General features: G+C 35.7%; 15 protein-coding genes and 2 riboswitches. Of the genes, 2 read left to right on the top strand and 13 right to left on the bottom strand.

Annotated elements, in window-relative coordinates:
• Positions 1-402: 402 nt before the first annotated feature.
• A complete protein-coding gene (locus A6B45_RS04610) occupies positions 403-1227 on the top strand; it encodes a glycosyltransferase family 8 protein (RefSeq protein WP_072613560.1) in 825 nt (274 codons plus the stop codon).
• Between the two features lie 71 nt (positions 1228-1298).
• Here A6B45_RS04610 and A6B45_RS04605 read toward each other — a convergent pair whose 3' ends face one another.
• Genes A6B45_RS04605 through A6B45_RS04590 form a run of 4 tightly spaced genes read right to left on the bottom strand, consistent with a single transcriptional unit; the run spans position 1299 to position 4425 of the window.
• Entirely contained in the window at positions 1299-1658 is a 360-nt protein-coding gene (locus A6B45_RS04605) for a DUF1304 domain-containing protein (RefSeq protein ID WP_072613559.1), read from the bottom strand.
• Positions 1659-1675: 17 nt separating this feature from the next.
• Positions 1676-2614: an NADP-dependent oxidoreductase gene (locus A6B45_RS04600; protein ID WP_072613558.1), complete on the bottom strand. Its 939-nt coding sequence runs from the start codon at positions 2612-2614 to the stop codon at positions 1676-1678.
• A gap of 15 nt (positions 2615-2629) precedes the next feature.
• Positions 2630-3970, bottom strand: coding sequence for a dihydrolipoyl dehydrogenase family protein (locus A6B45_RS04595; RefSeq protein ID WP_072613557.1), 1341 nt, complete (start codon positions 3968-3970; stop codon positions 2630-2632).
• Between the two features lie 2 nt (positions 3971-3972).
• Positions 3973-4425 (bottom strand): MarR family winged helix-turn-helix transcriptional regulator, encoded by a 453-nt coding sequence (locus tag A6B45_RS04590; protein ID WP_072613556.1) that lies wholly within the window; start codon positions 4423-4425, stop codon positions 3973-3975.
• Between the two features lie 191 nt (positions 4426-4616).
• Between A6B45_RS04590 and A6B45_RS04585 the strand changes: the two genes are divergently transcribed.
• Positions 4617-4976 carry a winged helix-turn-helix transcriptional regulator gene (locus A6B45_RS04585; RefSeq protein WP_072613555.1) on the top strand — a complete coding sequence of 120 codons (360 nt, stop codon included), beginning with the start codon at positions 4617-4619 and terminating at the stop codon, positions 4974-4976.
• An 87-nt stretch (positions 4977-5063) separates the two neighbouring features.
• Here the strand turns inward: A6B45_RS04585 and A6B45_RS04580 are convergent, their stop codons facing one another.
• The 9 genes from A6B45_RS04580 to A6B45_RS04540 all read right to left on the bottom strand — a co-directional run bounded on the left by A6B45_RS04580 (position 5064) and on the right by A6B45_RS04540 (position 13847).
• Positions 5064-5630, bottom strand: a complete 567-nt coding sequence (locus tag A6B45_RS04580) for an NADPH-dependent F420 reductase (protein WP_072613554.1) — start codon at positions 5628-5630, stop codon at positions 5064-5066.
• A 190-nt stretch (positions 5631-5820) separates the two neighbouring features.
• Positions 5821-6639, bottom strand: a complete 819-nt coding sequence (locus A6B45_RS04575; RefSeq protein WP_072614480.1) for a hydroxyethylthiazole kinase — start codon at positions 6637-6639, stop codon at positions 5821-5823.
• 7 nt (positions 6640-6646) lie between these two features.
• Entirely contained in the window at positions 6647-7156 is a 510-nt protein-coding gene (thiW, locus tag A6B45_RS04570) for an energy coupling factor transporter S component ThiW (RefSeq protein ID WP_072613553.1), read from the bottom strand.
• 236 nt (positions 7157-7392) lie between these two features.
• Positions 7393-7492, bottom strand: a riboswitch (TPP riboswitch).
• Between the two features lie 82 nt (positions 7493-7574).
• Positions 7575-7664: riboswitch (TPP riboswitch) on the bottom strand.
• Positions 7665-7839: 175 nt separating this feature from the next.
• Positions 7840-9174 (bottom strand): PTS cellobiose transporter subunit IIC, encoded by a 1335-nt coding sequence (gene celB / locus A6B45_RS04565; RefSeq protein ID WP_173674461.1) that lies wholly within the window; start codon positions 9172-9174, stop codon positions 7840-7842.
• Positions 9175-9191: 17 nt separating this feature from the next.
• Positions 9192-9746 (bottom strand): sugar transporter, encoded by a 555-nt coding sequence (locus A6B45_RS04560; RefSeq protein ID WP_081371165.1) that lies wholly within the window; start codon positions 9744-9746, stop codon positions 9192-9194.
• Positions 9703-10062, bottom strand: a complete 360-nt coding sequence (locus tag A6B45_RS04555) for a PTS cellobiose transporter subunit IIA (protein ID WP_010284241.1) — start codon at positions 10060-10062, stop codon at positions 9703-9705. The genes A6B45_RS04560 and A6B45_RS04555 overlap by 44 nt, the downstream gene beginning before the upstream one ends.
• On the bottom strand, positions 10059-12050 hold the full coding sequence (locus tag A6B45_RS04550) for a BglG family transcription antiterminator (protein ID WP_072614479.1): 1992 nt from the start codon (positions 12048-12050) through the stop codon (positions 10059-10061). The genes A6B45_RS04555 and A6B45_RS04550 overlap by 4 nt, the downstream gene beginning before the upstream one ends.
• Before the next feature lie 28 nt (positions 12051-12078).
• Positions 12079-12396: a PTS cellobiose transporter subunit IIB gene (locus tag A6B45_RS04545; protein ID WP_072613550.1), complete on the bottom strand. Its 318-nt coding sequence runs from the start codon at positions 12394-12396 to the stop codon at positions 12079-12081.
• Positions 12397-12410: 14 nt separating this feature from the next.
• Positions 12411-13847 carry a 6-phospho-beta-glucosidase gene (locus A6B45_RS04540; RefSeq protein WP_072613549.1) on the bottom strand — a complete coding sequence of 479 codons (1437 nt, stop codon included), beginning with the start codon at positions 13845-13847 and terminating at the stop codon, positions 12411-12413.
• Positions 13848-13957: the final 110 nt, after the last annotated feature.

Below are 13957 nucleotides of genomic sequence, written 5' to 3'. Positions count from 1 at the left end.
ATGTTTTTCGCATTAATTCGAGTGTGAGTTTTTAAATTTAGAGTGTTCTCAGCCAAAACTTTCGTGCACGCAAAAAAGGCGCGTTTAAAATCTACAGTTGAAATAAGTGCGTCGTAACATTGTTTATTTTCGAATTGATAAACTATCAACTAGCTGCTTCTTGGCTGACACAGCTAGTTGATAGTTTCCAATTACGCATTAAGTGTATCATGGTCCCTTAAAAATGGCTACCAATTAGTTTTGATGTTGATCAACGGCTTCTGTCAGCATATGTTAATTGATGCAACTGTTGTACTTTTTTTCTCTATATTTCTAATAAAGTATGGATACTGTATAATTTATGTTGCAAAGTACTTTATTAATAGGCTGCCTACTTGATACATAAAAAGGATCTCATAAATAATGGAAAAAATAAACATTTTAGTCACTTTAGACAAATCCTACATAAAACCTTTAAAAGTCATGCTTCTATCACTGAAAGAAACGAATGTTGATTATAGATTTTCTATTTGGCTGCTACACGATTCGATACCAGAAACGGAGATCAATCATTTTAGGGGCTTTACAGACAAATTGGATTATGATTTTCATCCATTAAAAATTGACGCAACTTATTGGCAAACTGCCCCTACGCTTAAACAATATCCGACGGAAATGTATTACCGATTGCTTTGCGCTGAATATCTGCCAGCAGATTTAGAACGCATAATTTACTTAGATCCTGATACGTTGATATTGAACCCAATTGAAGCACTATGGTCGATAGACTTAAAGGGTAATATGATAGCGGCAGCAAGTCATTTAGGACTAACGGGAATCAATCAAACGATTAATAACGTTAGATTGCGAACTAAAAGTGAATACTTTAATTCTGGCGTGATGCTGTTAGATTTAAGCAAAATGCGTGTAAAAGTTAATAAAAGCGATATTTTAGACCTAATTAGAAATCATGCCAATGAACTCTTATTACCTGATCAAGATATTTTGAATTACTTATATGGCAATCAGATTTTGAGTATACCCGAAGAAATTTGGAATTTTGATACGCGAGATAACATCGTTCACTTTGCTAAGAGCCGAGGTCAGGTCGATACAAACTGGGTGATAGCCAACACGTCTATTTTACATTTTTGTGGTCGTCCAAAACCGTGGGATAAACACAGCATTAATCGATTCACTATTCTTTACCAACATTATCAGCGCATGTTAGAACTAAACTATAAATGAGATTTTTATGCAAAAAAAAGAACGCAGCAATTGCTGCGTTTTTTAATTTTGTAATATTAGCTGGTTAAAGATTACTTCAAAAAGAGAATGATTATTGCAATAAATGCTGGCAATCCCTGAACTAGGATAATCTTTTTTGTGGCTGTTAAAGCACCATAAACTGCAGCCAGGAAAATAAATAACATTTCCATCTGTAACATCAAAACCTGTTGAGGGCCTGATAGAAACAACATAGTACCAATAATAAGCGCACCGAACAATCCATTATAGATTCCTTGATTTGCTAACAACGTTTTAACCTCTGGTATCTGAACGAAAGATTCTTTAAGATCAAATGCCTTTGCCTGCTGTGAAGTTGTGCCAAACATTTCTACAAACATAATACCAATAGCCTCTAGACTAACTAATGTAACCATAATATAAGCCAGCATTTATTTCTCCTCTGTATTTACTCTTTAATTTGAACTACTACTTTCCCACGGGCATGGTGTGTTTCACTTCGCTCGTGGGCTGATTGAATACCTTCTGTGGTTAATGGATAAAGAGAATCCACAACAATTTGAAGCTCACCCTTGGCGATGTAGGATGCTAAAATTGCTAAATCTTGACCATTCGGGTCTAACCATCCTTCTGTCACGGTCTTGTCTGAGGTCTTTTTCTGTTGATCAGTTAACGTGTTGGAAATGGTAACGAGGCGTCCACCGGATTTAAGGATGGCAATCCCATTATCAACATCGTCAACTGTGTCCAGCACAGCATCGAAATCAGATAACACATCTTGAATATTGTCTTTGTGATAATCAATTACAGAATCCGCTCCTAAAGATTTCACAAATTTATGGTTATTTTGACTAGCAGTTGTTACTACATATGCACCAAGCATTTTAGCCAGCTGAATTGCATAAATACCTACCCCGCCAGCACCAGCTTGAATTAGTATTTTCTGATTAGATGATAACTGGATTTTTCTCAGCATTTGCAAGGCAGTTAGCCCAGCCAAAGGAACGGCAGCCGCCTCAACAAAGCTAATGTTATTTGGTTTTATTGCCAATTTATCCTCTTTAACAGCTGTATATTCTGCATACGAGCCATTCACTCCTTTTGAGTCAATATCCGGCCGAGCAAACACTGGGTCTCCAACTTTAAAACTTGTTACGTCATCCCCAATAGAAGCAACTATTCCAGCAATGTCCCAACCTAAAATGACTGGAAATTGCCATTGAAACATCCTTTTTAATAATCCCTCTCGCGCTTTGTAGTCAATTGGATTAATACTCGTGGCCATGTTTTCTACTAAAACCTCGTCCGATTCTATTTTAGGAATAGGCATGTCGATAACCTCTAGCTGTTCTCTACCACCATAATGATTGATCACTGCTGCTTTCATAATAGGTCTCCTTACTTAGGCTAAATAATTTGCAATCATTGGCAATATAATACCTGAGGCAGTTGGAAACGCATAAATTTGTGAGGTAATGTCCGAACTTGTGTACTGCTGATTAATCACAGGAACAAGTGCATTGACAACCTCTGGGGCAAAATCACCAATTAAAGCTGCACCAACCAACTGTTGGTTTTTATTCACTACGATTTTAATTGCTGCGTGAACATCGTTTAGTGTCTGAAATCGCATAACTCTCCCATAAGGAATTTCATGCACTTGTAAGTTATCATCCTTAGCCGCTTCATCAATGGTTACCCCTATTTGTGCTACACGAGGCAATGTAAAGGCGACTGTTGGCACTACAGGATAATTTATGGGCTCCTGATTACCTAATAATACACTGGCAATATAATTCGATTCAAAAGTAGCGGTTGGTGTTAATCTTGGTATTGTTTTAGAGATCACATCGCCACTGGCATAAATATTGTCAACAGAAGTTTGTAAATGATCATTAACTAAAATACCTTGCTTATCATACAAAACATTAATGTCGTCTAAGGCTAATTCCTCAATATTGGGCACACGACCTGTTGTATCCATAACGTAATCAACATGGTAGGTTTCTCCCTGCGCTGTATTAACTTGATACTGCCCATTTTCAAGTAATGATACACTTGAAACAGCTTGTTTAAACGTAAAATGGATGCCCCTTTCTGTCATATCATCTACGACTTTTTGAGAATAGATTTCATCAAATCCACTTAAAGCATGGTCCCCGTATTCAATTAAAGTGACATCACTCCCGGCGGCATATGCAATTGAAGCAAATTCCATCGCAATATAACCCGCGCCAACGAATAGAATTGACTTCGGCATATCAGGTAAGTCTAGAAAGTCCGTGCTGTCCTTCATAAACTCTGAACCTGAAATCGGTAGTTTTGCAGGTCGCTGGCCAGTAGCAATCACAAATTTTTCAGCTTGGTAAACTTGATCAGCAACAATAATTTTTTCGTTATTTAAAAATTTGGCGTGTCCATTGATAATATCAATTCCATCAACAGAAAGCTTGTGTGCTAAAACTCCTGATAAAGGATCAATCACTTGATGCTTATAAGCCATCAATTCTGGCCAAATGATGTTAGGCGTGTCATTAATTCCGATACCGTGGTAATGATGCAAATGATGTATCATTTCAGCGGGACCATCTAACAATATCTTGGCGTTACAACCAAAATTTGTGCATGTACCAGCAACCTTATTTTCTTCCACTAAGGCTACTTTTTTTCCTGAGCGAGCTAACGTTTGTGCCCCGTGCCATGCAGCATGATCGCTACCAATAAAAATAACATCATAATCCATTTTCATACCTCTTTTTCTTGTATCATCTTTTTTAAGACCTGATTAAGTGCCTGATTTTCTCGCAATACTTCTTCAATTGGACGTCCAACTTGATGTATTAGGTTGTCACGCATAATTCTGATTTCAGACAAAATACGTTCAAAAGTAGTTGCTTTCTGATCAGACATTTTTAAGACCTTGACGCGTCTATCCTGTGAACTTTGCACCTTAACAATCCAAGACTTATTGACAAGTTTCTCAATTACAGGTGTCAATGTATTACTTGACAACTCAAGTTCGGCACCGATATCCATTAGCTTCACCGAATTCTGTTTATAAATAATCAGTAAACTCATATATTGCAAATATGATAAATCATATTTTTCTAGTACATAACCGTACAGATGATGAAAATAACGATTTGTATTGTATATTGACAAGCACAATTCGTCGTAAAGATGTTCATCTTTATTCATATCATAACCTCCTGGGAAATATTATATCGCATACGATATATATTGCAAATAATACATTCCAACTTAAAAAAATGATTGATTATATGTTGTAGTTATTTGCCTTATCATCAAAGAAAGCCTATAATAATTAAAACGTACTAAAAGTAACCTACACACTTTAAGTATCTTTCAAACTAAAAAGGATAATCATTATGTCTAGAAAATTATTGGAACAAAATGGCATCTGCCCTGTAGCAACGACTATTGATCTACTCAGCAGCAAATGGAAGGTATTAATTATTCGTGATCTTTTACCTGGAACAAAACGCTTTTCAGAATTAAAAATTAGTGTAGCCGGTATTAGTCAAAAAATGTTAACGCAAAGTTTGAGAGAGATGGAAGAAGACGGCCTCGTTGTTCGTCAGGTCTTTGCTGTAGTACCTCTTAGAGTAGAGTATAGTTTATCAACCTTAGGACAAAGTATGCGTCCAGTTATTGATTCGATGGCTGACTGGGGCAGTTTCTATCTTGACAAAAATCCAGACAAAAGAAAAGCTTTGCTGGAACAATAAAATTAAAGCATATACATTTTTCGGATGAATATACTGTGCAAAATAAAAAGCAACTATCTTTGAAATAGTTGCTTTTTATTTTGGAATTTACTTAGTAACTGAAAAGCCACCTGTCCAGCCAATTTGTTCACTAGCTGCCAAGGTCATCTGTAGAAAGCCAGTTGCTTCTAATTCGCGAGCTCGATTAAGTTGACCCGCATCAAGAACATTTAAATCGCTATCATTCAAAGCCTCGATAAATAGCTCCTTCCCTTCATCATTTCCTGCTACCAAAACGGTTGTTGTATTTTCACCAATCGTTCCACTTTGTAGCGTAGCAGCAAAATTTGTATTAAATGCCTTAAGTACTATGCTATCTGGCAACTTATTTTGTAGTTCTTCTGCTGCTGAACTATCAGCGGGAACAACTAATTCATTCCATGTCTCAAAGTTCAAGGGATTTGTTATATCAACAACAACTTTTCCTTTTAATTCTTGTTTGTATTGTTGAGCGATTGTGTCTAAAGCAGGATAAGGCACAGCCAAAATAACTAATTCACTAAGGCTCGTAGCTGTACCCTCTGAAGTTAAATAGTTGACATCATTGCCAGCTTTTTCAAAATTAGCTCCGATTGCCTGTCCCATATTGCCTTTACCAAAAATTGTTACTTTCATGATAGAACCTCATTTCCATAATTATTTGTTTTGTTCACTATAATAACTATAATACGTTTGCAAACTAATTGATAGTAGGCAGTTTATAGTTAGTAGATATATATTAGTAACCTATTGGTATATTAATACTTTATATCAATAACATGCTTTTATGCTTAACATTTCATTGACTTAATTGCTATTTTTTTAATCATGAATATTTAATGTTAAACACCCATTGCGGATCATTGCACAACAAATCAATTTGGTTAAGAACTTCTCGTCTAAAGTTTTCCATTCCTCCGTTTGTTAGTAACAGTGCTTTTTCAGCTGCTATATTGAGGTAGCTAATTGCAAATTGACTGGCAACCCATGGATCTTTACCGACCCCGAGAAGTGTAGTTATCATTGCGCCAACCATGTCTCCTGTCCCAACAAACTTATTCAATTCATCGACGCCATTGTTTAAAATAAGGTGTTTATCATTTTGAACAATGACATCCTTTTTTCCTGTTGCCAGAAACACAGTATCGGCATAATCCGTTGTTATTTGTTTCAAAGAAAAAATGAGATCTTTTAACGCTTGATCATGCTGATCAGAGCTAGTACCATCAATACCTTTTGCTAACGATGGTAGGCCGACAAATCTTCTAATTTCTGAAGTATTTCCTTTGATAACCGTTGGATGATTATGTGCCATAGCAATTCCTAACTTTGTTCGTTCATTAGTAATACCATAGCCTACTAGATCCACAACAGTCGGTTTTTTAGTCATATCTGTTAAAGAGCTAGCTTGACGGAGACTTTGTTCGTGTGACTCATTAAGTCGGCCCATATTTAGTAGTAATGCATCTGTTGACTCAAATAATGACGAAAACTCACGGGTATCACTACTCATAATAGGTTTACCACCAAGATACAATATAGTATTAGCCACCGTTTCTAACGTAATATCATTGATTATGCAATGTACTAACGGCGGCTTTTGCAAAGGTAAAATTGATTTAATTTTTATTAATTCATTTTTCATAGCTACGCTACCCAACAAACATTCCTTGAATTTCTTTAAAGGAATTGATTTTTAGCAAATTTCCTAAAACAAAATAAGTGATTACTGATCCAATTATAGTTGCACCCACAAAACGAGGTGTATACACAAACCAGTACAAGTTTTGTTGTTGTCCAGTAAACCAGACCATCACCGGAACTGAAATTAACGATCCTATAATTCCAGTCCCAAGAAATTCTCCAAACATTGACCAATACATATTTCGGCCATACTTATACAAGATACCTGCACCGAAGGCGCCAAAGATTGAACCAGTCAAAGCCAATGGGGGTATACCTAACATTAGCATTCTTATTATTCCAGTGACTACTGCCATAACAACTGCATATACTGGTCCTAGAATTACACCAGCAATAATATTCATGACACTGGACATTGGTGCCATTCCTTCAATTCTAAAAATTGGAGATAACACGATATCTAGCGCTATCATAATTGTAACGACCATTATTTTTGTTAACTTAACATTTTTATTCATTATGATTTCCTTTTTAATATTCCATTGTATTTTTATATTTTAATGATTGTGTTAATTTCGATTAGAGCATAGTTAAACCACCATCTATGAATAGACATTGGCGGTCATATTATTTGCAAGCTCTCAGGCCAGAAATACAGCTGAACCTGCCACATCATAATCAAATTCCTTTCCCAATAAAAAAAGTGCCCTTAAATACATAAAAAAGGACACTTTTGACAACAGTACATGTCGTTATCAAATATTGGTCACTTTCCTACGCTAGTATTAACTAGATCAGGTTCAAAGGGACCGATATACATCATCTCAGTCTTTGCGACGCCCCTAGTGATTATTATTCATTTTTCAAAAAAATCCTTTCAACAAGTCATTTTATGCAATAAAAAAACATTTTCCTCACCTAGAGAAAAATGCTACGTTAAAAAATGTAGCACTTTCCTACGCTGATGTTAATCAGTTCAGGTTCGAAGGGTTCTTCTCAGCCATTTTGGCGCCCCTAGCACAAGCATTATTGTATCATAAATTTTCTATTAAATGTAAGTAATTCATTCTATTTTTCACATAAGTTTATCATTAAGTGATATTCTTACTGATGAAATTTACCTTTCACAAATCAGCCAGTCGAGAATATAAAAAATACCAGTCTGTTACTAAACACAGACCAGTATTTTGATGCCTCGTCATTAAGGCTGTACTTGCGTTTTCCCCTGCTCATCATTGTACAACTTAGTATCATATATTTTGATAAATGGTAAGTAAATAATGAAAGCTATTACAACACAGATTATTGCTAAGACTGCTGCTTTCCAATCAACGGTACTAATAAATGCACCGATTCCGGCTGGGGATGGCCATGGTGCTTGAATAACAATTGGTCGAATGATATGGAAGTTAATGGCTGCATAAGCAACGGAAGCTGTTGCCATTGGTGCCAAGAAAAATGGAATAGCTAGATAAGGATTATAAACAATTGGTAGTCCAAATATTAACGGCTCGTTAATATTGAAAAATGATGGTACGATTGAAGCTCGACCCAAAACTTTGAGCTGTTCGGAACGTGCTAGTAAAGTAATAAATATGCATAATCCAAGTGTCGCACCAGAACCACCTAAGATAGCAAAGGCATTATTAAATTCTCCAGCAAACGGTATGTTAGCCCCATTTGAATTTGCTACCATATTTGCTAAGAAGATAGGCGTAATGAATGCGGAAATAATGTTAGCGCCATGAATACCAACAATCCACAAGGCATGAATCAAGAACTCAATCACCATAATTCCTAGCCAGGTGCTAGTCATGCTTGTGACGAAGCTAAATGGTATTGCAATCATTTTGAAAATGTCAGTACCGAGTAACACTAAGGAACCATTAATACCCAGTACAACAAAAGCAATAACGAAAGTTGGAATTAATGCCGTAAATGATCTTGATACACCTTCCGGTACAGCATCCGGCATTTTAATCGTCCAGTTATGTTTCACACAGAATGAATACAACCAGACTGCTAAAATAGCCATAATAATCGCTGTGAAAATACCACTTGTTCCAACACGGTCGATTGTGCTGGTCATTCTAAATCCGTTGATAACTGTTTCGTCCTTGGATATGGTATTTAGCAGAACAATTTTTCCACCTTTTAAAACCAATTCTGGCAAGCACATAAAGAATGCAAATAGCGATAAGAAGGCACCATTTAATGGCGCTACTTTTAGTTTATCTTCTGTTTGAATAATACGAGTTAATTGAAAACCAATTGCTAAACTAAAATACATGGCTAAGATACCCATGGTTGCTGTGTTGGCAATCATGTACAAATCGCTAAACTTAAAGAATGTTGCATCGAAAAAATCATTTAAAAACGGAAATACTGTCGGTAATATATTCAAAACTAATATCATAGATCCCACAATTGTAAAAGGAATTGAAGCCATACCAGCAGCCATGATAGCCCTCACAATTCTATATTGTGAAACTTTGGTCATTGGTTTCAAAAGCACTTTTTGTAGGAAATTAAACATAGGTCCATTTTCCATAACTATTTCATCTCCTTATTATTTTTAAGAACGGACTGATAGGCTGTCAAACGTGCGTAGTATTTATCGTGATTTGTTGCAATCAAGCCTAACCTTTTGTTAACTATGAGAAGTATGCTACTACTGAGTAGTAACAGGATTAATACCACTAAGCGGTTACTACCAGTATTTTGTATAAATTGGTAAAAAAATGTAAATAACGATGTTGGGATGCTCACCATTAAAATGATATTCACGATAAGCTGTGATCTGAAAAACACTTTTGAATAAGTCAGTTGGTTCGTATGATGTCCAAACAACTTAATTTGTTCAATAATTGCTAGCGAAGCGATAAGCATTAAAGAAATAGGTATTAGTGCCACTGGGGTCTGCCACATAATTATGGCCCAATACAAGTTTACGAACAGAAAGAACGCCGTGGCATAACGAATTAACATGAATCGATTAAACTGCATGCTTTTGAGGCTCATTTCCGTACGATTTTTTTCGATTGCGACCTCTAAACCATACTGCTTATCCTGTGGCCTTTTTGGCCCTTGTTTGATTCCTTTTTTCAATGTCTTGTACCTCCTCATAAAGAGTCTGCATTTCAATAGCCATCTCACGTAAAGTCATCGTTGTCATTAAGTGGTCTTGTGCATGGACTAATATAATTTCCATATCAATATGACTACCCTCAGCGTATTCTTGTAATAAGTTTGTTTGCGATTTATGAGCTAATAGTAATTCGTCATTTGATAATTTTAGATTTTCGTTAGATAACTTAAAGTTTTTTTCTCTCATAGCTTCAAAAGCCTTATGAACCATTGTGCGCGCATTTCCACTGTGTAAAATAATTTCAAAAGCGACAACTTGAATGTCTTCTGATTTCATATATACTTACCTCCTTTCATCATTAACAGAAAATTATGCCGAAATTCTGAAAAATTTTTTGAGGCAACTAATCGACGCTGTTCTTCAGTATTTTCTGTGAATTTTACTATTGCCTGCGTTGTTTCTGTTAGACCCTTATTGCTCCGATAAGATGGTGATAGCAGGAAAACTAACCGAATGCTTGGATACTCATCAGACCACCTGACACCGTTTGGTATAATCCCAATAGCAATTTTAGGTACTCGACTCATCGGCATAGCAGGATGTGGAACGGCAATAGTATCACTAAAAACGATTGAGCTCAGCTGTTCACGTTGATCAATTTGTTCCAAAAATTCATGTTTTAATTCGGTAGGTTCATTGAACATCAGCATATTAGTTAACTCTTGTAGTAATTCCTTTCGATGAGGCGATACCTGCCATATTTTAAAACTTGACTGATCAATAAATTGATCAAAATGATTTAAAACGCTATTATTTGGCTGCTTTTTCTCTACAGCAATATATTTATTTCGAATTTGTTCATTATCTAAAAATTCATTTATTTTTTGAACATCTGCTTCGGTTAAAAAAATACTTACCTGTATGACGGGGACCTTGAAAACACGTGTTGACAGATCAATAGCACTGATAATAAGATTAACATTACTTAAAGCAGTGTCATCAACTTCATAATATCCTTTAATATCAACAATGTTTAAATACATACCAAATTCTTTTTCGACACGATTGTTGAGTAACTGTGCCGATCCATACCCTGTTGCGCAGATAATTAAGGCTCTTGGTTTATTTAAATTTTTATATTTTTCTGCTGCTGCCATCAAATGAAGTGCTAGATAAGCGACTTCATCGTCATTAATGTCAAACTGAGATAGATATGGTGACCATTTTATATAGCGCTTGGTATCCATGAACTCACTTAAATAATTCGTTTTTATTTCCTGTAACAAAGGATTTTTCAATTGAATACCTTGCTCAAGGCGAACTACCATCGGTTTTAGGTGTTCAATGATATTTTTCTTGAGAGCATAATCCTTAGTAACTGGGTAGTCGGTTTCTAATTCAATTCGTCGTAAGATCATATCTAAATCCCGTTGTAACGGACCATCATTTTGTATATTAATATTTTTCCCTTGTGCCATTAATTGAATGGTTAAATAATCTACTTCACTTTTCGGAAATTTTAATGATAGGCCACTTTCAATACGAGAAAAAATTTTTCTAGCAACATCACGAACATTTCTGATTTCAGGATTAATGTCAACTTGGACCGCCTGTAATTCAAAGCCACATTTCAATCGTTGAACGCTTAGTGCAATGTATAAAACAATATTTTGTATGGTAAAGTCTGTTAAATGAATACCAGCTTCTCGACATTCATCAAGAACAATAATCGTAATTTGATCAAAACTAATTGCCTTAAAGAAAGATTTGTTTTTCATATAATGTTGAATAGAATTTTCACTATGACTGAAAAAGTAATCTAGAATAAAGTGACGTTTATCGCGCTCTAATCCCGTAATGAAGACACCAATATTGGCTTTGCTTTCGACACTAATTTGATATGGCATTAACACTTTGCGAATAATCGATAAATCTTTTGAAAGTGTGGTTCTTGTAACAAATAGTTTTTCAGCTAAGTCCTCAATTAGAAATTTTTGATTTTCAATAACAAGTTTGTTCAAAATATACTTTTGACGATCCGAAATATTATTGCTGTCCTCATTAATTAACCACTGGGATAATTCATAGTTTTTATTTAAAAATAAGTCAAATGTAACGGGATGAGATATGTGCAAACGATAACCTAAACTGGGTTTCGCATCAAGTTGGGCACCTTGTGAGACTAAGGTTTCTTTCAAAATTTTGATATAATTACGAATTGTTCTAGGTGTCAGTGACAAAAGAGTAGATAATTCCTCACTGGTTACGAAACGATCTGAATTATCTACTAAATAGATTAGTAAATCACGCTCTTTTTTCCTCATCATCACACGACCTTTATCATACATATCGCTAATTAATATGCTCTTGTACTAAGTTCGCCATGCCTTCAATACCTGTCGGTATGGGTATATAGGCTTTAAAGGGAATAGAAACAACAGGTTTACCAACTTCATCTCCAATCTTTTCAAAACCTTCAAGGTACATTGTTGTCTGTGGGCTGACCAGAAATAGATCGAAATCACTATTACGAATAGCATCTTCTCCTTCTGTAGCAGTAATCGCATCTACTTCAATATCTATATTTTTATTTTTGAAATAGTCAGTTGTTTTTTTTGCCATCATGGATGATGACATACCAGCTGCACAAATAATTAACGCTTTTTTCATCGTGTTTCTCCTTTTTAATTAATATTTTCAGCGTTCGTTGCGATAACGTCTTTAAACCAATAAAAGGAATCCTTTTTGCTACGTTTCAATGAGCCCTCATTTTGGTTGTTTTTGTCTACATAGATAAATCCGTATCGTTTATCCATTTCTCCAGTCCCGGCTGAAACCAAGTCAATGCATCCCCAAGGTGTATATCCAATCAAGTCAACGCCATCTTCAACTACCGCCAACTTCATTTCCCGAATGTGTTCTTGTAAATATGCAATACGATAAGAATCATGTATTGTACCATCTTCTTCAACTTTATCGTATGCGCCGAACCCATTCTCAACAATAAATAATGGTAAATGATATTTATCTGTAAACCAATTCAGGGCGTAACGCAACCCCTTAGGATCAATTTGCCATCCCCAATCACTTGCTGCTAAATAGGTATTACGTACTTGGCTATTTTCTGGTGTCATGTCATCAAAGTTTAACCCTTCTGGCTTTTTAACTGCATGTGACATGTAGTAACTAAAACCAATATAGTCAACAGTACCAGCTTGTAAATCTGCCAGGTCTTCTTGGGTAACATCAATGTTAAATCCCTTCCGAGTCCAATATTTTGTTAAAAATGCTGGATATTGACCATTGACATGCACGTCTGCAAAGAAATAATTTTTTTCCATGCTTTTTTGAGCTGCAAGAACATCATCTGGATTCATAGATGCTGGATAAATAGGTCCCATCGCGATCATACAGCCAATTTGAAAATTGGGATTGATGTCATGACCAATTTTAACAACTCGTGCACTAGCTACTAATTCATTATGAGCAGCTTGGTACATACCCTCCTCACGATTTTCACCAGGGTTAAAGTGCAGCCCAGAATTTGTAAAAACCAGAAAATCATTGTCATAGTTAGCCTGATTGTTAATCTCGTTAAACGTCATCCAGTATTTAACCTTGTCTTTGTATCGCTTTAGACAAGTCGTTGCAAACTTAACGAATAAATCGATTACTTTTCGATTACGGAAACCACCATATCTTGTAACCAAGTGGTACGGTAATTCGAAATGAGATAACGTGATGACCGGTTCAATATTATTTTTGATAAGTTCATCAAATAAGTCATCATAAAATTTTAAACCTGCCTCATTTGGCTCGCTTTCCTCACCAGTAGGGTAAATTCTTGTCCATGCAATTGAAGTTCGAAAACATTTAAATCCCATTTCTTTAAATAAGGCAATGTCTGCTCTGTAACGATGATAAAAATCAATCGCTTCATGATTAGGATAATATTCTCCTGGAACAACTCCTTTCGTAATGTTTCGCTCCTTGTCTGGGCCACCAACCGTCATAACATCAGCGACGCTAACTCCTTTACCTCCTTCTTGCCACGCACCTTCTAATTGGTGAGCTGCAACAGCACCACCCCAAAGAAAATCTTCAGATAAACGTTTAGACATATTTAGTCCTCCTTTAACTACTCACATTTTATCAAGTAAGCGCTTACATATCCATTGAATTGTTTTCCTTATACTTGCGGAAATTACCTTACAAGAGTAGTTTTTATGAT

This window comes from Leuconostoc suionicum (assembly GCF_001891125.1).
Lineage (GTDB): Bacteria > Bacillota > Bacilli > Lactobacillales > Lactobacillaceae > Leuconostoc > Leuconostoc suionicum.
Note: the sequence above shows the minus strand (reverse complement) of the source record. Positions and strands in the feature narration are given on the sequence as shown.

Bases quoted from the DNA above. Each gene is read 5' to 3' on its own strand.
- A6B45_RS04545 (WP_072613550.1), bottom strand. From the start codon at position 12,396: ATGAAAAAAGCGTTAATTATTTGTGCAGCTGGTATGTCATCATCCATG.
- thiW (WP_072613553.1), bottom strand. From the start codon at position 7,156: ATGAATAAAAATGTTAAGTTAACAAAAATAATGGTCGTTACAATTATG.
- A6B45_RS04610 (WP_072613560.1), top strand. From the start codon at position 403: ATGGAAAAAATAAACATTTTAGTCACTTTAGACAAATCCTACATAAAA.
- A6B45_RS04575 (WP_072614480.1), bottom strand. From the start codon at position 6,639: ATGAAAAATGAATTAATAAAAATTAAATCAATTTTACCTTTGCAAAAG.
- A6B45_RS04555 (WP_010284241.1), bottom strand. From the start codon at position 10,062: ATGAAATCAGAAGACATTCAAGTTGTCGCTTTTGAAATTATTTTACAC.
- A6B45_RS04585 (WP_072613555.1), top strand. From the start codon at position 4,617: ATGTCTAGAAAATTATTGGAACAAAATGGCATCTGCCCTGTAGCAACG.
- celB (WP_173674461.1), bottom strand. From the start codon at position 9,174: ATGTTTAATTTCCTACAAAAAGTGCTTTTGAAACCAATGACCAAAGTT.
- A6B45_RS04600 (WP_072613558.1), bottom strand. From the start codon at position 2,614: ATGAAAGCAGCAGTGATCAATCATTATGGTGGTAGAGAACAGCTAGAG.
- A6B45_RS04590 (WP_072613556.1), bottom strand. From the start codon at position 4,425: ATGAATAAAGATGAACATCTTTACGACGAATTGTGCTTGTCAATATAC.
- A6B45_RS04605 (WP_072613559.1), bottom strand. From the start codon at position 1,658: ATGCTGGCTTATATTATGGTTACATTAGTTAGTCTAGAGGCTATTGGT.
- A6B45_RS04595 (WP_072613557.1), bottom strand. From the start codon at position 3,970: ATGGATTATGATGTTATTTTTATTGGTAGCGATCATGCTGCATGGCAC.
- A6B45_RS04580 (WP_072613554.1), bottom strand. From the start codon at position 5,630: ATGAAAGTAACAATTTTTGGTAAAGGCAATATGGGACAGGCAATCGGA.
- A6B45_RS04550 (WP_072614479.1), bottom strand. From the start codon at position 12,050: ATGAGGAAAAAAGAGCGTGATTTACTAATCTATTTAGTAGATAATTCA.
- A6B45_RS04540 (WP_072613549.1), bottom strand. From the start codon at position 13,847: ATGTCTAAACGTTTATCTGAAGATTTTCTTTGGGGTGGTGCTGTTGCA.